The sequence below is a fragment of the Sphingobium rhizovicinum genome (genome assembly GCF_042647625.1).
GTDB classification, from domain to species: domain Bacteria; phylum Pseudomonadota; class Alphaproteobacteria; order Sphingomonadales; family Sphingomonadaceae; genus Sphingobium; species Sphingobium rhizovicinum.
On record NZ_JBHRVU010000004.1, the window covers coordinates 1,866,451 to 1,886,275 of the forward strand.

The following is a 19,825-nucleotide window of genomic DNA, read 5'->3' on the forward strand; positions in this document are numbered from 1 at the left end:
CCGATGCTGATCGACAGCCATTGTCACTTGAATTACAAAGGTTTGATCGAGGATCAGGCCAATGTGCTGATCCGGGCGCGCGAACGCGGCGTCGGGCTGATGCTCAATATCGCCACGCGCGAAAGCGAATGGGATGCGGTGCTGGATACCGCCGTGCGCGAACCGGACGTATGGGCGACAGTCGGCATTCATCCCCATGAGGCGGACGAGCATCCCCATGTCGACACCGCCAAGCTGGTCGAGCGCGCGGCGCATCCGCGCGTCGTGGGCATCGGCGAAACCGGCCTTGATTATTATTATGACCATAGCGATCGGGAACGGCAGCAGAAGAGCTTCCAATCCCACATCGCCGCTTGCCGCGAGACGGGCCTGCCTCTGATCGTGCATACGCGCGAAGCGGAAGAAGATACGCTGCGCATCATGCGCGAGGAAATGGAGAAGGGCGCCTACAGCGGCGTAATCCATTGCTTCACCGCCAGCGGCGCTTTTGCCGATGGGGCGATGGAACTGGGTTTCTACATCAGCATTTCGGGCATCGTGACCTTCAAGAGCGCGAAGGATTTGCAGGACACCGCTGCGCGATTGCCGATCGACCGGCTGCTGGTGGAAACGGATTCGCCCTTTCTGGCGCCTGTACCGCATCGGGGGAAAAGCTGTGAGCCGGCCTTTGTCGCGGACACTGCGCAGTTCCTGGCCAATCTGCGCGGGGAAAGCATGGAAGAACTGGCGGCGGCGACCTCCGCCAATTTCCGCACCCTGTTTGCCAAGGTCGCATGAGCCTGAAGCTCACGATCCTGGGCAGCGGCACATCGTCGGGCGTGCCCCGGATCGGCAATGATTGGGGCGATTGCGATCCGACCGAGCCTAAGAACCGGCGGACCCGCGTTTCCATATTGGTCGAAAGCCCCACGACCCGCATCCTGATCGACACCTCGCCCGACATGCGGGCGCAGTTGCTGGCGGCGGACGTCATCCATATCGACGCGATCCTCTGGACGCATGATCATGCCGATCACACCCATGGGTTGGATGATGTGCGGCAACTTTATCATCACCGTCGCAGCCCCGTACCCGCTTATGCGCGTATCCAGACGCTTCGGCTGTTACAGCGGCGCTTCAGCTATGCGTTCGAGGGCGCCAATGGCTATCATCCCACGATCGACGCGCATGTCCTGCCCGACAAATTGCGGATCGGCGATATCGACATTGCCTGTGTCGACCAGCCCCATGGCGATATCTGGTCGACCGGCTTTCGCTTTTCCCATGGCGGACGATCGATCGGCTATGCCACGGATTTTCATGCGCTGACGCCCGATATGCTGGCGCTGTATGATGGGCTGGACGTGTGGGTGGTGGATGCGCTGCGGGCCAAACCGCATCCGACCCATCCGCATCTGGCGCTGACGCTGGACGGGATCGCCGCGACCCGCCCCGGTCGCGCCATCCTGACCCATATGGACCAAAGCATGGACTATGCGACATTGCGGCGCACTCTACCGCAAGGCGTGGAGCCGGGCTATGACGGCATGGTCGTGACACTGGATGCGAAAGAGCGGGGGGATTGATGGGCGGCACGGATCAGGCGGCATCCACCATCTGGTATGTGCTGGCGATCCTGCTGGTCGCATCCTCTCTGATCGGCCGGCGTTTGCCCTGGGGCAGCCTGTGGCGCATGGTGGCGATATGGGTTGCGATCTTTGCCGGCCTTCTGCTCATCTTTCAGTTCGCCCAGGGGCAGGGGTGGCTGACCGGGCGCTGGGCGGAGCAGGGCGGCGTCGCGGCGCCGCAGGATAGCCCCGAAATACTGCCAAAGGCGCGGGCCGACGGGCAGGTGCTGCGGATTCCGGTTGCGCCCGATGGCCATTATTGGGTGGAGGGCACAATCAACGGCACGCCGGCGCGCTTCCTGATCGATAGCGGCGCGACCTTCACCGCTTTGTCGGCGACCACCGCCCGCGCCGCCGGGCTGAATTATGACGTCGCCGCGCCTGCCGTCATCATGTCCACCGCCAATGGGCAAGTGGAGGCGCGGCGATCCAATATTGCTACGCTGGCCATTGGCCCGATCCGCGTCAGGGATTTGCCGGTGGTCGTTTCGCCAGCCTTTGGTGAGGTGAATGTGATCGGCATGAACACTTTGTCCCGGCTGAAAAGCTGGGGCGTGCAAAATGGGGAAATGGTGCTGACGCCATGACGGCCTCGATGAATTCGGGCGCGCCGACGCAGGCGCAGCGGCTGAAGGCCATTATCGGCGGGTCCACCGGCAATCTGGTGGAATGGTATGACTGGTACGCCTATGCCGCCTTCACCCTTTATTTTGCGCCGCATTTCTTTCCGAGCGAAGACCGCACCGCGCAGTTACTGAGCGCGGCCGGCATTTTTGCCGTTGGCTTCCTGATGCGGCCTATCGGCGCCTGGCTGATGGGGGTCTATGCCGATCGTCATGGACGCAAGAGCGGGCTGACGCTGTCGGTGGCGCTGATGTGCGCGGGATCGCTGCTGATCGGGATCACGCCCGGCTATGAGACGATCGGCGTGGCGGCGCCGCTGTTGCTGGTGCTGGCGCGGCTGATGCAGGGGCTTTCCATCGGCGGCGAATATGGCGCGAGCGCCACTTACCTGTCGGAAATGGCGGGCAAGAACCGGCGCGGCTTTTTCTCCAGCTTTCAATATGTGACGCTGATCGCCGGGCAATTGGTGGCGATTTGCGTGCTGCTGCTGTTGCAGGCGACGCTCAGCGAGGCGCAACTGGATGCGTGGGGCTGGCGCATTCCGTTTTTCATCGGTGGAGCGCTGGCGGTGATCGTCTTCTGGCTGCGCCGGGGGCTGGCCGAGACGCAGAGCTTTACGGCAGCCAAGGCCGAGGGCGCGCCGAAATCCGGCTTTGTCGAACTGATCACCAACCATCCGCGCGAGACGTTGACGGTGATGTTGCTCACGGCCGGCGGGACGATCGCTTTCTATGCCTATAGCATCTACATGCAGAAATTCCTGGTCAATACGAGCGGCCTGAGCCGGGAAACGGCGTCGCAGATCAATGCCGTCACGCTATTCCTGTTCATGCTGCTTCAGCCGGTCGCGGGCGCATTATCCGACCGGATCGGGCGCAAGCCGCTGATGATCGGGTTCGGCGTTCTGGGAATGGTCTGCACCTATCCGATCTTCGCCACGCTGGCGACGACCAAGGATCCGTTGATCGCCGGTCTGCTGGTGATGGCGGGTCTGGTGATCGTGACCGGATATACATCGATCAATGCGGTGGTGAAGGCTGAACTCTTTCCCGCGCATATCCGGGCGCTGGGCGTGGCGCTGCCTTATGCGCTGGCCAATACGCTGTTTGGCGGGACGGCGGAGTTCGTGGCGTTGTGGTTCAAGCAGGCCGGTATGGAGCAGGCTTTCTATATCTATGTCACGGTGATGATCGCCATTTCGCTGATCGTCTATGTGAAGATGCGGGACACGGGAAAGCACAGCCTGATCCGGGAGGATTGAGCGGTGAGACAGCGAAAGCGACAGTTTGACGTACATGCGTAATAGGGATATAAGTTTAACATAATCCTTATTATCGGACTTTATATAAGGGATGCCGATAGGGGCTGTTCAGCCCTCCGCGCAGCCCCTATCGCGGCGTTACGTCCATTTCAGTTCGGGTTTCCACCATGTCTAAAGCCAGTCCCGCCGACATCATGCCGCTTGCCAATGTCATGGCGCGGTTGCGTGATCCCAATACGGGCTGTCCATGGGACATCGAACAGGATTTCGCGTCCATCGCGCCCTATACGATCGAGGAAGCCTATGAGGTTGCTGATGCGATCGAGCGCAATGACATGGCCGACCTGCGCGACGAACTGGGCGACCTATTGCTTCAGGTGGCGTTCCACAGCCGCATGGCCGAGCAAGCCGGCCATTTCGCGTTGCAGGATGTGATCGACGCGATCACGCAGAAGATGATCCGCCGTCACCCGCATGTCTTTGACGAAGGCGCGCGCCGCGAGGATGGCCATGCCCAATGGGAGGCCATCAAGGCGGCCGAGCGCGCCGAGAAGGAACCGGACCCGAGCGCACTGGCCGGCGTGGCGAGCGCCCTGCCCGCCCTGCTGCGCGCCGAGAAATTGCAGAAGCGGGCGGCGCGCACCGGCTTCGACTGGCCCGATACGGCCCAGGTCATTGCAAAGGTCATCGAGGAACTGGACGAAGTGCGCGAGGCGCAAAGCCAGGAGCATCGCGAAGAAGAAGTCGGCGACCTGCTTTTCGCCGTGGTCAACCTCGCACGGCATCTGAAGATCGACCCTGAAACGGCTTTGCGTAAGGCCAATCACAAATTCGACCGGCGGTTCCGGGCGATGGAGGACATGGCCGGCGAACAATTTGCGGCCCTTTCTCTCGATGAACAGGAAGAGTTGTGGCAACGGGCGAAAGTGCAGGAAAAGGCGGGGTGATTAACCGCCCTGCGCCGTGACCGGATAGAGCGGCGCGCCATCAGTTTCAAACGCGGCGATATTGGCGATGGTGGTTTCGGCGATGCCGGTCAGCGCTTCCCGCGTGAAAAAGGCCTGATGCCCGGTGATCAGCACATTGGGGAAGGTCAGCAGCCGGGCAAAGACGTCGTCGCGGATCGGCTGATCCGACAGGTCGGAGAAGAAAAGCCCCTCCTCTTCTTCATAAACGTCGAGGCCGACATAACCGATCCGGCCATTTTTCAGCCCGTCGATCAAAGCGCGCGTATCGACCACGCCGCCGCGACTGGTGTTGATGAGCATGACGTCGGGCTTCATCCGGGCGATCGCGGCGGCATCGATCAGGTGGCGGGTGCCGGGCGTCAGCGGGCAATGGAGCGAGATAATGTCGGAACGGTCGAGCAGGTCCGGCCAGTCGACATAGGCGCCGCCAATCGCCGACAAGCCCGCTTCATCGGGATAAGGATCATGCGCGATCACGGTGCAGTCGAAACCGCGCATGATCCGGGCGACATTGAGGCCGATCTTGCCCGTCCCCACGACGCCGACAGTCCGCCCGCGCAGATCGAAGCCCAGCAGGCCGTCGAGCGCGAAATTTCCCTCCCTCACCCGATTATAGGCTTTGTGGATCTTGCGGTTGAGGGTCAGGATCATCGCCACCGTATGTTCGGCGATGGCGTCGGGCGAGTAGGCCGGCACGCGCGCGACGGCGAGGCCGAGTTCAGCGGCGGCCTGAAGATCGACATGGTTGAAGCCGGCGCTGCGCAACGCCAGCAGGCGAACGCCCTGCCCGGCCAATATCTCCAGCGTCGGACGATCGAGCCGGTCGTTGACGAAGGCGCAAATCGCCTGATGCCCGGCGGCCAGCGGCGCGGACTGCATGTCCAGCCGGGCTTCCAGATAGGTGAAGCTTTGCGCGTCGCCCGATGCGGCGTTGGCCGCATCGAAAAAGCGGCGGTCGAAGGGATGGGTACTGAAAACAGCGACTTTCACGATCTGGCTCCCATGGCGTGGGAGCCAGAATAGCCGTTAGGCGTCGTGATTTATACCCTGTCCGCGCTTGGCGAAGCGAGCAAAGGCGGCGTCGGACAGGCGCACTTCCACCCGGGTTTCTTCCTCCTCGATGGTGGTCGACAGGACTTCGCCATGCTCATGCAGCCAGGCGAGCGCCGCCCCGTCCGCCACCGGCAGGCGTAGGCCATAGACTTTTGCGCCGCGGGTCATCCGGTCACTGATCGCGCGCTGAAGCGTTTCCACCCCCTCGCCGGTCAGGGCGGACAGGATGATGACGTCATCCCGGCGTGCCGCCTGCTCGCGGACAAGGGCTTCCTCTTCCTGCCCAAGCAGGTCGAGCTTGTTCCATGCCTCGATGATGGTCGGGGCTTCCTCGTCCGCATTTTCGCCCACGACGTCGAGTTCACCCAGCACATCGAGCACATCGTCGCGCTGCGCCTCCGTATCCGGGTGCGCAATGTCGCGGACATGGACGATGAGGTCGGCGGACAGCACCTCTTCCAGCGTGGCGCGGAAGGCGGCGATGAGTTGGGTCGGCAGATCGGACACAAAACCCACCGTGTCGGACAGGATCGCCTTGTCGAGGCCGGGCAGCGCAATCTGGCGCATGGTGGGATCGAGCGTGGCGAAGAGCAGGTCTTCCGCCATGACGTCAGCGCCGGTCAGGCGATTGAAAAGGGTGGATTTTCCCGCGTTGGTATAGCCAACCAGCGCGATCACCGGCCAAGGCGCACGTTGCCGGCGGGCGCGGTGCAGACCGCGGGTGCGCGTGACCTGATCCAGTTCACGGCGGATCTTGGCCATGCGATCACGGATCATGCGGCGATCCGCCTCGATCTGGGTTTCGCCGGGGCCGCCAAGGAAGCCGAAGCCGCCGCGCTGCCGCTCAAGGTGGGTCCAGCTGCGGACAAGGCGGCCGGCCTGATAATCGAGATGGGCAAGTTCGACCTGCAACCGGCCTTCGTTGGTGGCGGCGCGTTCGCCGAAGATTTCCAGGATCAGTCCGGTGCGGTCGATCACCTTGGCCTCGCACGCCTTTTCCAGATTGCTCTGCTGCACCGGCGACAGGCTGTTGTCGACGATGATGAGTTCGGCCTCTTCCTGCCGGGCGAGGGTGGCGATCTGATCCACCTGACCGCTGCCGAACAGGGTGGCGGGCTTGCGATCGCGCACGCGGAACGCCTGCGCCGCGCGCACATCGATGCCGATGGCGAGGGCCAAGCCTCGCGCTTCCTCCAGCCGGGCGTCACTATCCCGACGGTCGGCATTATGGGTTTCGGCATGAACGACGACGGCGCGCGCGCCGCGCGCCACTTCATCATCGGAGTCGCGGTTGAATATGGCCATGGCGGCTTAAAGCATCTCGCGACGCGCCGGTCCACTGGATCAGCGGACCGGCAACGCAGGCGATCAATCGTCCTGTTCGTTCTCGCCAGTCAGGTCGAGCGCATGGAGCGGCTGGACCGTCGAAATGGCGTGCTTGTAGACGAGTTGGACCATGCCGTCGCGTTCGAGCAGCATGCAGAACAGGTCGAAGGCGGCGATTTCGCCCTGAAGCATGACGCCGTTCACCAGAAACATCGTCACCGGGCTGCCCGATTTGCGGACGGCGGACAGGAAGATTTCCTGAAGCAGCTTGGAGCGGCCGTTGCCGTCGCTGGTCTTGCGCAGTTCCGTCAGGTCCATCGACTGGGCCGGCATGACGGTGGAAATCGCATGCTTGTAAACGAGCTGCGACTGGCCATCGCGGCGCAGCAGCACGGAGAAATTGTCGAACCAGGTGATGATGCCCTGAAGCTTCACGCCCTTGACCAGGAACATGGTGACGGGGGTCTTGCTCTTGCGCAGGCTGTTCAGGAAAATGTCCTGAAGATTGTTCACTTTATCGGCCATGGTCTTCGCCAGTCCTATATTCTTGGCGGGACGTTACCCGCTCTCGCACCCTTAAGCAGGGTGTCTTGCCTGCCTCCGCGGACCGGAGGCGCGGGGCAGTTCTACCGCAATTGCGAAGAGGCGTCCATGGCCGGAGAAAGGTTTCGGCGCATTTCTGCAAAGCTTTGCCATCAAAGCCTTGCAGAAGAGCCGTCATTCCTTGCCTTCGGTAATGCCCAGCAATTTGAGCTTCCGGTGCAACGCCGACCGTTCCATGCCGATGAAGGTGGCGGTGCGCGAGATATTGCCGGAGAAGCGACGGATCTGGATGCGCAGATATTCGCGTTCGAAACTTTCCCGTGCTTCGCGGAGCGGCGCGCCCATGATGGCGGACTGGCCAATCCCCTCCCCGCCGCCGCCGCTGGTGAGTTCAGAAGGCAGCATGTCGAGTTCGATCCGGCCGATGCGGTCGCCGGGCGCCAGGATCATCGTGCGTTCAATGACATTACGCAACTGACGAACATTGCCCGGCCATTCATTGGCCTGAAGCGCGGCCATGGCGTCGCTGGCGATTTCGGGCGGCGACACGCGACGATCGGCGGCGAAGCGGGCCAGATAATGTTCGACCAGCGGCGGGATGTCATCCCGCCGTTCCGACAGGGGCGGGATGGCGAGCGGCACGACGTTGAGGCGATAGAAGAGATCCTCGCGGAAGCGACGCTCCTCGATTTCGGCCGAAAGGTTGAGCGCGGTCGAGGAAATGACGCGAACATCAACCTTCACCTGCCGCTGGCCGCCGACGCGGGTGAAGCTCTGATCGGTGAGGACGCGCAATATCTTGCCCTGCGTGGTCAGCGGCATGTCGGCGATTTCATCGAGATAAAGGGTGCCGCCATGCGCCTGCTCCAGGAAGCCGGGGCGAACGAGGCCGCTGGGGTCTTCTATCCCGAATAGCTCCTCTTCCACCCGATCGGGGTCCATGCGCGCGGCGGCGACGATGATGAAAGGGGAATCCGCGCGGCCGCTCCAGCTGTGGAGCATGCGCGCGGCGACTTCCTTGCCGACGCCGGCGGGGCCGGAAATGAGGACGCGGCTGCCGGTGCCGGCCACCTTCTTGATCGTGGCGCGCACGCCATTGATCGAGGCGGAGGTGCCGGTCAGTTCATCATCCTGACCGAAGCGGGCGCGCAGCACCTGATTTTCGCGGCGGAGCCGCTCCGTCTCGGTCGCGCGGGCGACGAGGTGAAGCAGCCGGTCAGCCTCGAACGGCTTTTCGATGAAATCGGCCGCGCCCTTGCGGATTGCGGCGACCGCCGTGTCGATATTGCCATGACCCGAAATCATCAGCACCGGCACGCTGGGGTCGCGCCGCTTGATTTCGTCCAGCAATTCCAGCCCGTCCATGCGCGACCCCTGAAGCCAGACGTCGAGCAGCACCAGCGAGGGGCGGCGCGAGTCCAGCGCATCGATCGCGCTGTCGCTGTTGGCGGCGGTGCGGGTGGTGAAGCCTTCATCTTCAAGGACGCCCGCGACCAGATCGCGAATATCCTCTTCATCGTCGACTATCAGAATATCAAGCGCCATTGGCTGTCACTTTTCCCGTCATTTTACCCTGGGGCATGGCGATTACCTGTCCCTCTTCCATTTTTTCGAGCGCCCCCGCTGCGAAGCGGAGGGTGACGCATGCGCCGCCCCCTTCCGCATCGTCGAAGCGTATCTCCCCCAGATGCTCTTCGACAATCTTCTTGACGATGGCGAGGCCAAGACCCGTCCCCTTGGTCCGCGTCGTCATATAAGGTTCCAAAATCCGGTTGCGTTCGGGCGGCAAGCCGATGCCGTCGTCGCGCACGGTGATGATCAGATCGCCTTCCTTCTGCGCGAGCGTCATGCGGACATGGCCGCGCGGACCACCTTCGTCCGGTTGTCCTTTTGGTTCAATGGCTTCCACAGCATTCTTGACAATGTTCGTCAAAGCCTGCCCCAGTTGGCGGCGATCGCAGACCAGTTCCAGATCGGGCGCGTCGGCCTGATATTCAAAGCGGATGTCGGGATGCGCGACCTCATGCAGGAACAGCGCATGCCGGGCGATGTCGCCGATCGCCTCACGCCGGAACACGGGCTTGGGCATCCGCGCGAAGGAGGAAAATTCGTCGACGATCCGCCGCAGATCGCCCACCTGACGGACGATCGTGCCGGTCAGACGGGTGAAGGTCGCCTTGTCGCTGGTAATTTCCTCGGCATAGCGGCGCTGGAGCCGTTCTGCGGCGAGCTGGATCGGGGTGAGCGGGTTCTTAATCTCATGCGCAATGCGGCGTGCGACGTCAGACCAGGCGGCGCGGCGCTGATCGGACAATTGCTGGGTGATGTCGTCAAAGGTCAGAATATGGCGCGAGCCGTCCTGCGACAATTTGACCGCAAGCGTGCGCAGATCGCCATGAGCGCGTACCTGCACGATGCCCGAATCTTCGTCCGATGCGACGAAATCCGCGAGTTCCGGGGACACTTCAGCGAGCGGACGACCGACGGGATCGTTCCCCTCCTCCACCAATATGGCGGCGGCCGAACTGTTGAGCAGCAGGATCTCGCCCTTGAGGTCGACGGAGAGAACGCCGGCGGTGACGCCCGACAGGATCGCCTCGATAAAGGCGCGGCGTTCGTCCAGCTGACTGTTGGCGGCGACCAGCGCGCCGGTCTGCGCCTCCAGCCTCTGCGTCATGCGGTTGAAGGCGGAGGCGAGCGTGCCGATTTCGTCGCGGGTCTGGGGACTGGTGACGCGGGCGGACAGATCGCCTGCGGTAATGCGCCGGGCGGCCGTCACCAGTTCATTGACCGGGCGCACCATCCAGTCGGCGACAGCCAGCGCAATATAGACGGCGATGCCGACCAGCAGCAGCGATCCCAGGAATAGCGCGATGTTGAAGCGCAACTGCAAGGCGCGCGACTGGGCGGCGAAGACGTCATAGTCGGCAATCACCTTCTGCGCGCGCGCGACGTTGCTGAAGGAGGATGTGTCGGCGCTGCGGGTGACGTAGAGGTAAATCTTGCTGCCCGGATAGAGCAGGGTCACGGCTTCGATCTGGTTGGGCCGGGCCTGCACTACCGCGGCTTCGCCCGATGCGAGACGGCGGACGATTTCCGGGGTCAATATGTCCGACGCGGCGCGCTTGTCCGGCTCCACGGCGGCGGCGGTGCGGGCAATGCCGTCCTTGCCAACCTCTATGATGGAGGAGCGGTTCAGTTTCCGGGTGACGACCTGATAGAGATAGCCTTCGGCGAATTTGGGGCTGGAGACCGGGGACTGGCCCAGATAGGCACGCAGGTCGCCCGCCATGGTGATGGTTTCGTCCTGCACCTCGCTCAAATTCTGCTCATAATAGCCGCGCGCAAGGTCGCTGGCGTTCTGGAGCATGCCGCGCGCGCTGTCCGACGCCCAGAATTGAACGCCATATTGGAACAGCAGCGAGGCAAAGATGACGACCAATATGGTCGGCACGCTGGCGGCGATCGAGAAAATGGCGACCAGCCGAACGTGTAATTGGCCGTCGCTGCCAATGGCGGATTGCGCGGCGCGACGCTTGGCCACGCGGCGCCCCACCAGCATCAGCAGAGCGATCGCCGGCAACAGGTTGGCCACCAGCAACAGGGCGACGATGGGCGGCGTCAGCAGCGTGTCGGATTGCCGACCGCCAGACAGGAGGTGATAGGTCAGCGCCGCCATCGCAAGCAGCACCGCCAGCGTCACTCCTTCCGCAAGCGCAGCCAGGCGTCCCTTGCGCAGGAAAAGCGGAATATGCCTCCGCCATGCCGATGCTCGCCGGGGGATTGTCGTCGCGCCGCTCATAGTGGCTTTGTTACAACAACCCCGTGCCCGTTCAAACACAGTATTTTATAGTCAGGCATGTCGTTGGTCGACGCAGTCCGTCGGTTCGTCCTGATTTGCGACTGATCAGGATCAATCATTCAGGCGCAACTGCAACGGATCAAGCCCATAGTCGGTCAGCTTTTTCCGCAGGGTATTGCGGTTGATGCCCAGCAGACCGGCGGCCCGAATCTGGTTGCCGTCCACACTCGCCAGCACTTCCTGCAAAAGAATTGGCTCGACGACGGCCAGCAAATCGTCGTGCAGGCTGCGTTGCGGCTGGCCCAGCCCAATGCCGACCTGTCGCTTCGCCCAGTCGCGCACTGCATGCGCCAGTTGATCGGCGGGAGCAGCATAGTCGGCAGGCACGGCATCAATCGGCAGCATGTTTCGCAACATGTCCGCCGTGATGACATTTTCGCGGCTGAGCACCGACAGGCGCTGCATCATATTCTGCAATTCGCGCACATTGCCCGGCCAGTGCCAGACCATCAGCAATTGCGCGGCGTCATCGGCCAACGCCTTGCGCGGCAAGCCTTCCTGAGCGGCGCGCTCCAGAAAATGTCGGGCGAGCAGGATCACATCTTCGCGCCGTTCGCGCAGCGCCGGGAGAGCGATGGGCACGACATTGAGGCGATAATAAAGATCCTGCCGGAAGCGCCCTTCCTCGATCAACTGCGGCAAATCCTTGTTGGTGGCCGCGATGATGCGGACATTGACCCGCACCGGCTTCGACCCGCCGACCGTTGTCACTTCGCCAGACTGGAGAACGCGGAGCAGGCGGGTCTGCGCCTCCATCGGCATGTCGCCGATTTCATCGAGGAACAAAGTGCCGCCCTGCGCCTGTTCGAACTTGCCGGCGGTGCGGGCATGGGCGCCGGTGAAGGCGCCCTTTTCATAGCCGAATAGTTCCGCCTCGATCAGTTCGCGCGGAATGGCGGCCATGTTGATCGGCACGAAAGGCTTGGTGCGGCGTTGGCCCAGACTGTGGATCGCTTCGGCCACCAATTCCTTGCCCGTGCCCGATTCGCCCAACACCAATATGGACAGATCATTGGAAAGGACGCGGGCGATGGTGCGATAGACTTCCTGCATCGCCGGCGAGCGGCCAACGAGTGGCAGGCCGTCATGGGGCAGGCCGCCCTCCTCACCCGCCTCCCCAGCGCTTTGGCGCGTGCCGAGCGCATCCGCCACGGCGCGGGTCAGTTCGTTAAGGTCGAAGGGTTTGGGCAGATATTCGAACGCGCCCTTTTCGGTGGCGCGGATCGCGGTGTTCAGCGTGTTCTGCGCCGACAGCACGATGACGTTGAGGTCGGGCCGGGTTTCGATAATGTCGGCCACGCCGTCCAGTCCGTCGCCATCGGGCAGCATGACGTCGGTGATCAGCACATCGGGCGCGAAACTTTCCATCAGGGTCGCCCGCTCGCGGATGGAGGCGGCGGTCTTCACCTTATGGCCCTGCCGGCGCAACGCTTCGCCCACCACCACGCAAATGGCGGGATCGTCGTCCACGACCAGGATCGTGCCGGTCGCCGCCATCAGGCCATACCCATCGGCAGCAGGATGCGGAAGGTGGATTCGCCTGCCTCCACATCACGGGAATATTGCACGAAGCCGCTCATGTCGCGGACCAGCTTGTCCACCAGCGCCAGCCCCAGCCCCTGCCCGTCGCGCTTGCCGGTGATGAAGGGATTGAACAAATGGTCGAGAATATGTTCGGGCACGCCGGGTCCATTGTCGATGACGAGAATTTCGATCGGCAGCACCGCGCTGCCCTTGCCGTCGCCGACCACGACGGACACGCCGTGGCGGAAAGCGGTTTCAACGCGAATACGGGGCTTGTCCGTATTATCAAGCGCTTCTGCCGCATTTTTCAGGAGATTTATCATCACCTGCACCAACGCATCATCGTTGATGTTGGAAAATGGCAATGATGGATCATAATGTTTTATGATCTTTATATTTTTTGCAAATCCAGCAGCAGCGATACCGGCCGCCCGGTCGATCAGCGGATAGATGTTCCCAGGCCGACATTCCAGGGTGCGATCGGTCGTAAAATCCTGCATCCGGTCGATCAGGGCGGCGATCCGGTCGACTTCGTTGCAGATCAATTGGGTCAAAGCTGCGTCACGCCCACCCTGACTGGATTCCAGAAGCTGCGCCGCGCCTCTGATACCCGACAGCGGGTTCTTGATTTCGTGGGCCAAAATGGCGGCGGCGCCCATGGCCGATCGCGCGCCGCCGGCCGAACCGCGATGGCCGATCTTGCGTGCCTGACTCTGGGCATGGAGCGACACGACGCGCCAGCCATCATGATCCACGATCGGCGCGATCATCAGGTCCACCTCCATTTCGGCGGTGCGGCCGGCATGGACCTTGATGTCATAGGCTGCGATCGGCTTATTATTATGCCAGATGTCGAAACGCGCCCCTGCCTCCGCAATGCGGATAGTGCGGGCAACATCGCTGCCAATAATCGCCGAACGGGCCATGTTGAGCAGGGTTTCGGCGCGGACATTGGCGTCCGCGATGCTGTTGTCCGGCTTGACGATAAGCGTGGCGACCGGCAGCGCGGTCATCTGTTCGCCCAGCGATGGTCCGTCCTGCTGCATGCGAAGCGGCGGAACGGACGTCAGAGCGCCGCTCATGCAGCCCTGCGCAGCTCCGCGGGATGCAGGCCGGTGGCGATCAGCGGCTCATAGAAGCGGGCGAGCATGTCCAGCACGGTCTGGGCGCTCGGCTCCTGGTTCACGGCATGGCGGAACTCGGCCGATCCCGGCAGGCCCTTGGTGTACCAGCCGATGTGCTTGCGGGCCATGTTGACGCCCGTGTAATTATCATAATGTTCGAGCATTGCATGATAATGCCCTATAATCGCCTGATATTGTTCAGACAGCGTTGGATCTGGCAGGCGCGTCCCATCAGTCAGCCAAGCCATGACCTGACCGATCAGCCAGGGCCGGCCATAAGCGCCGCGACCGATCATCACGCCATCCGCGCCGCTCTGTTCCAGGGCGGCGTCGGCATCCTCGATCGAGCAGATGTCGCCATTGACGATGACCGGCAGATTCACCGCATCCTTGACCGTGCGCACGAACGCCCAGTCGGCCGACCCCTTGTACATCTGGTTGCGGGTGCGGCCATGGACGGTGATGAGCTTTGCACCCAGATCCTCGGCAATATGGGCGAGTTCGGGGGCGTTGAGGCTGCTATGGTCCCAGCCCATGCGCATCTTGACCGTGACGGGCACATCGACCGCCTCCACCGTCGCCTTGATGAGCGAAGCGGCGAGCGGCAGGTCGCGCATCAGGGCGCTGCCGGCGTCGCCATTGACGACCTTTTTCACCGGGCAGCCCATATTGATGTCGATGATCGCGGCGCCGCGATCGGCGTTGAGCTTGGCGGCTTCAGCCATTTCCGTGGGCGAACAACCCGCCAATTGCATAGACACCGGCTCTTCCAGCGGATGCCAGGCGGCTTTTTGCAGGGACTGGCGCGTTTCGCGGATCATCGCGGCCGACGCAATCATTTCCGTGACGTTGAGGCCGCAGCCATAGCGACGGACCAGCGTGCGGAAGGGCATGTCGGTGACGCCCGTCATCGGGGCGAGGACGACCGGCATGTCGATGGTGATCGGGCCGATGGCGATGGGAGCAAGGGTGCGCATGAGTGTGTTTCGAAATACTGCCTAAAAAACAGGCAGCCTTTAGCGGAAAAGGACGATGGCGGCAAGGCATGCCCCCTTTCGGTCCGTCCCATGACCCGCTATGCGCCGGGCCATGACAGCAAACCGCAGGATCGTCGCGCTGATCGTCGCCGCTGGCCAGGGAAGCCGGGCCGGTGGCGAGGCGCCAAAGCAATTTCGGATGATCGCGGGAAAGGCGGTGCTGGCGCATGCCTATGACGCGCTGGCGAAGCATGACGCCATCGATGCGATCCATATCGTGCTGAGCAACGGGCAGGAGCCGACAGCGCGCGCTTTGCTGGGCGATCGGGCAGCGATGTTCGTCACCGGAGCGGACAGCCGGCGCGGGTCCGTGTGGGCGGGGCTTGAGGCGATTGCGGCGGCTGACGGCGCGGATATTGTGCTGATCCATGATGCGGCGCGCCCTTTCCTGCCGGGCGTGGTGATCGACAGGCTGCTCAAGGCGCTGGACGCTGCGGAAGGGGCGATCCCTGCCCTGCCCGTCGCCGATACGCTGGTGCGCGGCACGGGCCATGTCATGCATGATGGCGTGGACCGCGCCGATCTGCATCGCGTCCAGACGCCGCAGGCGTTTCGCTTCGACAGCATATTGGCGGCCCATCGCGGTTGGGACGAAGGGCGCGAGGCGACCGACGATGCGCAAATATTGCGCGCCTGGGGCCATGACGTCATTTTGGTGCAAGGCGATGAAAGGCTTGAGAAATTGACCTATCCGCAGGATTTCGACCGGGCGGAGGCGCGCCATGCGACGCCGCGTTCGACGCGGGTGGGCATGGGCTATGATGTGCATCGACTTGCTGCGAATGAAGAGCTTTGGCTGGCGGGCATATTGGTGCCGCATGACCGGGGGCTGGCCGGACATAGCGACGCCGATGTGGCGATCCATGCCATTGTCGACGCCATGCTGGGCGCGCTGGCGGAGGGCGACATTGGCAGCCATTTTCCGCCATCCGACCCGCAATGGCGCGGCGCATCGTCCGACCGTTTCCTGGCCTATGCGCGCGACCGGGTGGCGGCGCGGGACGGCCGGATCGAACATATCGACCTGACCATCATCTGCGAAGCGCCCAAGATCGGCCCGCATCGCGACGCCATGCGCGCGCGGATCGCCGAAATTTTGTCGGTGTCGGTCGACCGGGTCAGCGTGAAGGCGACGACGACCGAGCGGCTGGGCTTTGCCGGCCGCCGCGAAGGCATTGCCGCGCAGGCGGTTGCCACCCTCTCCCTTCCCGCGCTATCCTGATCCGATGATCGACACTGTCCTACCGGCCGAATTGGTCGCACTCGCCGAAAAGGTGATCATCGCCAACCGCCGCGCCGGGCGCACGGTGTCGGTGGCGGAAAGCTGCACCGGCGGCCTTGTATCGGCTGCGCTTACCGAAATTGCGGGTTCATCGGACGTATTCGATGCCGGTTTTATCACTTATTCCAATGACATGAAGGCGGAACTTCTAAAGGTTTCGCATGATGTGCTGGATACGTTCGGCGCGGTGTCCATCGCCACCGCATGGGCCATGGCGCAGGGCGCGCTCAACAAGAGCCATTCCCATGTCGCGGTCGCCATCACCGGCATTGCCGGGCCGGGCGGCGGCAGCGAGCAAAAGCCGGTCGGCACCGTCGTCTTCGCGCGCGCAGAGCGCGGCGCCAGCCCCGACAAGGTCGTGGCCGACATGCATCATTTCGAAAATAACGGCCGGGGCGGCGTGCGCCTTCAGGCGGCGCTGTGTGCGTTGGAACTGCTGCTGCCCGAAGGGGCGTAAAGATCGGCGGCGCGGGTTTCGAACGCGCCGATCATCTTGCGCAGCGCCTTGTCGAAAAACTGGCCAGCGAGCATTTCGAACAGCCGGTTCTTGAATTCGAACTCGACCTCAAAATCGACCAGCACCCCGCCCTGCCCGTCGTCCCGGAAGCGCCATTCATTGTGCAGATGCTTCAGGGGGCCGTCGAGATAATCGACGCGGACATGGTCGGGGCGATGCTTGTGCACGCGCGAGGTGAAGCTTTCCTTCACGCCCTTGAAGCCGACGATCATGTCGGCGATCATCTCACTCTCGCCATCCGAGCGGACGCGGATCGCGCTCACCCAGGGCAGAAACTGCGGATAGGCGGCGACATTCGACACAAGGTCGAACATCTGGGTCGGCGTATAGGGAAGCTGGCGGGTCTCTTGATGCCTGGGCATGGAAAGATCAGACCTTCGCCGCCGCCTTCGCGAGTTTTGCGTCGCGTGCCGCCTTCATTTCGGCAAAATCCTTGCCGGCATGATAGCTGGAGCGCGTCAGCGGGCTGGACGCGACTTGCAGGAAGCCCTTCGCCCGCGCGATCGCCGCATAAGCGTTGAAGGCGGCCGGGGTGACGAACTCCATGACTTTGGCGTGCTTGGGCGTGGGCTGAAGATATTGCCCCATGGTCAGGAAATCGATGTCGGCAGAGCGCATGTCGTCCATCACCTGATGGACTTCCAGACGCTCCTCGCCCAGCCCCAGCATGATGCCCGACTTGGTGAAGATCGACGGATCGAGTTTCTTGACCGATTCGAGCAGGCGCAGCGAGGCGTAGTAGCGCGCGCCGGGGCGGATGGTCGGGTAGAGGCGCGGCACCGTCTCCAGATTATGGTTATAGACATCCGGCCGGGCGGCGACGATCATTTCGACCGCGCGCTCATGCTTGTTGCGGAAATCGGGCGTCAGGATTTCGATCGTCGTGTTGGGCGTCGTGCGGCGCAGCGCCTGGATCACCTTGACGAACTGCGATGCGCCGCCGTCGGGTAGGTCGTCGCGATCGACCGAGGTGATGACGATATGTTCCAACCCCATTTCAGCGCAGGCATCGGCCAGATTCTGCGGTTCATTGACGTCGACCTTGCGCGGCATGCCGGTCTTGACGTTGCAGAAGGCGCAGGCGCGGGTGCATACATCACCCAGGATCATCACCGTGGCATGCTTCTTGGTCCAGCATTCGCCGATGTTCGGGCAGGCCGCTTCCTCGCACACCGTCGCCAGACCTTTGGACCGCATCAGCTGGCGCGTTTCATTATAGCCTTTGCTGGTCGGCGCCTTGACGCGAATCCAGTCGGGCTTGCGGGCGCGCTCCGGGGTGTTGACGGGCTTTTCCGGCGTCGGGATCGGGCTGATGTCGTTCATGTGCCCCAGATAGCGATGCCGGGCCGCTCTTGCCAGTCCTGACTTTGTGCGGCACATCTTTGCCCATGACCGACTTTACCGACATGCTCAAAGGCTATCGCCGCTTTCGTGAAACCGGCTGGGCGCGCCAGCGCCAGCGCTGGGATGAACTTAATGAAGGGCAAAGCCCGCGGGTGATGGTGATCGCCTGTTCCGACAGCCGAGTCGACCCGGCCCAGATATTCGACACGACGCCGGGCGAAATCTTCGTCGTGCGCAATGTCGCCGCGCTGGTGCCTCCGTTCGAAACGACGCCGGGCCATCATGGCGTGTCGGCGGCGCTGGAATTTGCGGTGCAGGTGCTGAAGGTGGGCGAAATCGTCGTGATGGGCCATGGCAAATGCGGCGGCTGCAAGGCGGCGCTGAGCCATGACCTGAAGGATGCGGCCCCGGGCGAAGGCGGTTTCGTCCATAACTGGATCAGCCTGCTGGATGACGCGCGCGAAGTGGTGATCGGCGAATATGGCGAGCGGCGCGACCGCGATGCCGAGCGCGCGATGGAGCAGGAAGGCGTCAAGGTCAGCCTGGCCAATCTGCGCAGCTTCCCCTGCGTGCGGGCGAAGGAAAAGACGGGCGAGTTGAAGCTGATCGGCTCCTTCTTCGCGATCGCGGACGGGCAATTGCATTTGCTGGACGAATCGACCGGCGCCTTCAGCCCCGCAGCGACCTGAACCCATGGCCGGCATCCAGAGCGGCAATGTCGCCTTGTTGATCGATGCCGACAATGCATCGGCGGATTATTTTGACCCGGTGCTGACCATTTTGGCGGAACTGGGCACGGTCAATGTCCGCCGCGCCTATGGCAATTGGAGCAAGGGGACGCTCAAAAACTGGGCGGCCCTCTCCATCGCGCAGGCGATCGAGCCGCAGCAGCAGTTCGATCTGACCAAGGGCAAGAACGCCACCGACATGAAGATGACGATCGACGCCATGGACCTGATGGCGTCGGGACGGATCACCGGCTTTGGCCTGATGTCGAGCGACAGCGACTTCACCCCGCTGGCCACACGCATCCGGCAAGAGGGCATTCCGGTCTATGGCTTTGGCACGGCCAATACGCCGGAGGGATTCCGCCGCGCCTGTACGCGCTTCATTGACGTCGGCGCGCTAAAGACGGCGCAAGTGGCGGTTGCCAAGCCGGCGGCAAAGGTGACGAAGGCGAAGCCGCCTGCCGCCAAGACGGCTACCCCCGCCGCCCCTGCCCCGGCCAAGGCGCAGCAGGAGCCGGCAGTCGACCCCGAAGTCGTGCGCCTGCTGATCGACGCCTATGACGAAGCCAAGCGCGACGAGCGGGGCTTTGTGGCGTTGGGTCCAGTCGGGCAGCGCGTGGGCAATCGCTCCAGCTTCGACGTGCGCAATTATGGCTTCAAGCGCCTGTCGGATCTGGTGGCCGCCATTCCCAATTTCATCACCGAAGTCCGCGAGGGCGGCCAGACCTGGATCAAGCGGATCAAGTGATGATCGCACGCCACCTGATGATCCATGGCCGGGTGCAGGGCGTCTGGTATCGCGGATGGACGGTGGCGACCGCGCGCGATCTGGCGCTGGCCGGCTGGGTCCGCAATCGGATGGATGGCAGCGTTGAAGCCATGCTGGAAGGGGATGCCGACATAATCGACCGCTTCGTCGCATTGGCGCAGCAAGGCCCGCCGGCCGCCAATGTGGCGCGGATCGATGTCGAAGATGCACCCGTCGAGGGAATGAGCGGATTTGCGCAGCGGGCGACCGCCTGAAC

20 protein-coding genes are annotated in these 19,825 nt (G+C 62.9%); 10 read left to right on the top strand and 10 right to left on the bottom strand.

The genetic code is table 11. From position 1 onward, the window contains the following. Nucleotides 1–3: 3 nt before the first annotated feature. The 5 genes from ACFOKF_RS10280 (at nucleotide 4) to mazG (ending at nucleotide 4,439) form a co-directional block, all read left to right on the top strand. Nucleotides 4–777 (top strand): TatD family hydrolase, encoded by a 774-nt coding sequence (locus ACFOKF_RS10280; RefSeq protein ID WP_380795462.1) that lies wholly within the window; start codon nucleotides 4–6, stop codon nucleotides 775–777. Beyond that, a complete protein-coding gene (locus tag ACFOKF_RS10285) occupies nucleotides 774–1,565 on the top strand; it encodes an MBL fold metallo-hydrolase (RefSeq protein WP_380795464.1) in 792 nt (263 codons plus the stop codon). The genes ACFOKF_RS10280 and ACFOKF_RS10285 overlap by 4 nt, the downstream gene beginning before the upstream one ends. Next, nucleotides 1,565–2,194, top strand: coding sequence for a retropepsin-like aspartic protease family protein (locus ACFOKF_RS10290; protein WP_380795466.1), 630 nt, complete (start codon nucleotides 1,565–1,567; stop codon nucleotides 2,192–2,194). Before ACFOKF_RS10285 ends, ACFOKF_RS10290 begins: the two co-directional genes overlap by 1 nt. Further along, nucleotides 2,191–3,492 (top strand): MFS transporter, encoded by a 1,302-nt coding sequence (locus ACFOKF_RS10295; RefSeq protein WP_380795467.1) that lies wholly within the window; start codon nucleotides 2,191–2,193, stop codon nucleotides 3,490–3,492. Before ACFOKF_RS10290 ends, ACFOKF_RS10295 begins: the two co-directional genes overlap by 4 nt. A 167-nt stretch (nucleotides 3,493–3,659) precedes the next feature. Next, entirely contained in the window at nucleotides 3,660–4,439 is a 780-nt protein-coding gene (gene mazG / locus ACFOKF_RS10300; RefSeq protein WP_380795468.1) for a nucleoside triphosphate pyrophosphohydrolase, read from the top strand. Here mazG and ACFOKF_RS10305 read toward each other — a convergent pair whose 3' ends face one another. The 8 genes from ACFOKF_RS10305 to dusB form a co-directional block, all read right to left on the bottom strand. Further along, nucleotides 4,440–5,450, bottom strand: coding sequence for a 2-hydroxyacid dehydrogenase (locus ACFOKF_RS10305; RefSeq protein ID WP_380795470.1), 1,011 nt, complete (start codon nucleotides 5,448–5,450; stop codon nucleotides 4,440–4,442). A 36-nt stretch (nucleotides 5,451–5,486) separates the two neighbouring features. Beyond that, nucleotides 5,487–6,818 carry a GTPase HflX gene (hflX, locus tag ACFOKF_RS10310; protein WP_380795472.1) on the bottom strand — a complete coding sequence of 444 codons (1,332 nt, stop codon included), beginning with the start codon at nucleotides 6,816–6,818 and terminating at the stop codon, nucleotides 5,487–5,489. Nucleotides 6,819–6,881: 63 nt separating this feature from the next. After that, on the bottom strand, nucleotides 6,882–7,364 hold the full coding sequence (gene hfq, locus ACFOKF_RS10315) for an RNA chaperone Hfq (protein WP_298397177.1): 483 nt from the start codon (nucleotides 7,362–7,364) through the stop codon (nucleotides 6,882–6,884). A 192-nt stretch (nucleotides 7,365–7,556) separates the two neighbouring features. Beyond that, nucleotides 7,557–8,927: a nitrogen assimilation response regulator NtrX gene (ntrX, locus tag ACFOKF_RS10320; RefSeq protein WP_380795474.1), complete on the bottom strand. Its 1,371-nt coding sequence runs from the start codon at nucleotides 8,925–8,927 to the stop codon at nucleotides 7,557–7,559. Continuing rightward, nucleotides 8,917–11,184: a sensor histidine kinase gene (locus tag ACFOKF_RS10325; RefSeq protein ID WP_380795476.1), complete on the bottom strand. Its 2,268-nt coding sequence runs from the start codon at nucleotides 11,182–11,184 to the stop codon at nucleotides 8,917–8,919. Before ACFOKF_RS10325 ends, ntrX begins: the two co-directional genes overlap by 11 nt. A gap of 111 nt (nucleotides 11,185–11,295) precedes the next feature. Then, entirely contained in the window at nucleotides 11,296–12,741 is a 1,446-nt protein-coding gene (gene ntrC, locus ACFOKF_RS10330; RefSeq protein ID WP_380795477.1) for a nitrogen regulation protein NR(I), read from the bottom strand. Further along, nucleotides 12,741–13,850, bottom strand: a complete 1,110-nt coding sequence (locus ACFOKF_RS10335) for a two-component system sensor histidine kinase NtrB (RefSeq protein ID WP_380795479.1) — start codon at nucleotides 13,848–13,850, stop codon at nucleotides 12,741–12,743. Before ACFOKF_RS10335 ends, ntrC begins: the two co-directional genes overlap by 1 nt. Then, nucleotides 13,847–14,869 (bottom strand): tRNA dihydrouridine synthase DusB, encoded by a 1,023-nt coding sequence (gene dusB / locus ACFOKF_RS10340; RefSeq protein ID WP_380795480.1) that lies wholly within the window; start codon nucleotides 14,867–14,869, stop codon nucleotides 13,847–13,849. The genes ACFOKF_RS10335 and dusB overlap by 4 nt, the downstream gene beginning before the upstream one ends. Nucleotides 14,870–14,969: 100 nt before the next feature. On the opposite strand from dusB, the gene ACFOKF_RS10345 reads away from it, so the two are divergent. Beyond that, nucleotides 14,970–16,151 carry a bifunctional 2-C-methyl-D-erythritol 4-phosphate cytidylyltransferase/2-C-methyl-D-erythritol 2,4-cyclodiphosphate synthase gene (locus ACFOKF_RS10345; RefSeq protein ID WP_380795481.1) on the top strand — a complete coding sequence of 394 codons (1,182 nt, stop codon included), beginning with the start codon at nucleotides 14,970–14,972 and terminating at the stop codon, nucleotides 16,149–16,151. Nucleotides 16,152–16,155: 4 nt separating this feature from the next. Further along, nucleotides 16,156–16,668, top strand: coding sequence for a CinA family protein (locus ACFOKF_RS10350; protein WP_298397165.1), 513 nt, complete (start codon nucleotides 16,156–16,158; stop codon nucleotides 16,666–16,668). Here the strand turns inward: ACFOKF_RS10350 and ACFOKF_RS10355 are convergent. Together ACFOKF_RS10355 and lipA are read right to left on the bottom strand one after the other, a co-directional pair. Then, a complete protein-coding gene (locus ACFOKF_RS10355; protein WP_380795483.1) occupies nucleotides 16,620–17,090 on the bottom strand; it encodes a type II toxin-antitoxin system RatA family toxin in 471 nt (156 codons plus the stop codon). The genes ACFOKF_RS10350 and ACFOKF_RS10355 overlap by 49 nt on opposite strands. 7 nt (nucleotides 17,091–17,097) lie before the next feature. Continuing rightward, entirely contained in the window at nucleotides 17,098–18,108 is a 1,011-nt protein-coding gene (gene lipA, locus ACFOKF_RS10360) for a lipoyl synthase (protein WP_380795484.1), read from the bottom strand. Nucleotides 18,109–18,116: 8 nt separating this feature from the next. Between lipA and ACFOKF_RS10365 the strand changes: the two genes are divergently transcribed. Genes ACFOKF_RS10365 through ACFOKF_RS10375 form a run of 3 tightly spaced genes read left to right on the top strand, consistent with a single transcriptional unit; the run spans nucleotide 18,117 to nucleotide 19,823 of the window. Continuing rightward, nucleotides 18,117–18,761, top strand: coding sequence for a carbonic anhydrase (locus ACFOKF_RS10365; protein ID WP_380795485.1), 645 nt, complete (start codon nucleotides 18,117–18,119; stop codon nucleotides 18,759–18,761). A 4-nt stretch (nucleotides 18,762–18,765) separates the two neighbouring features. Further along, a complete protein-coding gene (locus tag ACFOKF_RS10370) occupies nucleotides 18,766–19,548 on the top strand; it encodes an NYN domain-containing protein (RefSeq protein WP_380795486.1) in 783 nt (260 codons plus the stop codon). Then, entirely contained in the window at nucleotides 19,548–19,823 is a 276-nt protein-coding gene (locus tag ACFOKF_RS10375) for an acylphosphatase (protein ID WP_380795488.1), read from the top strand. The genes ACFOKF_RS10370 and ACFOKF_RS10375 overlap by 1 nt, the downstream gene beginning before the upstream one ends. Nucleotides 19,824–19,825 lie beyond the last annotated feature (2 nt).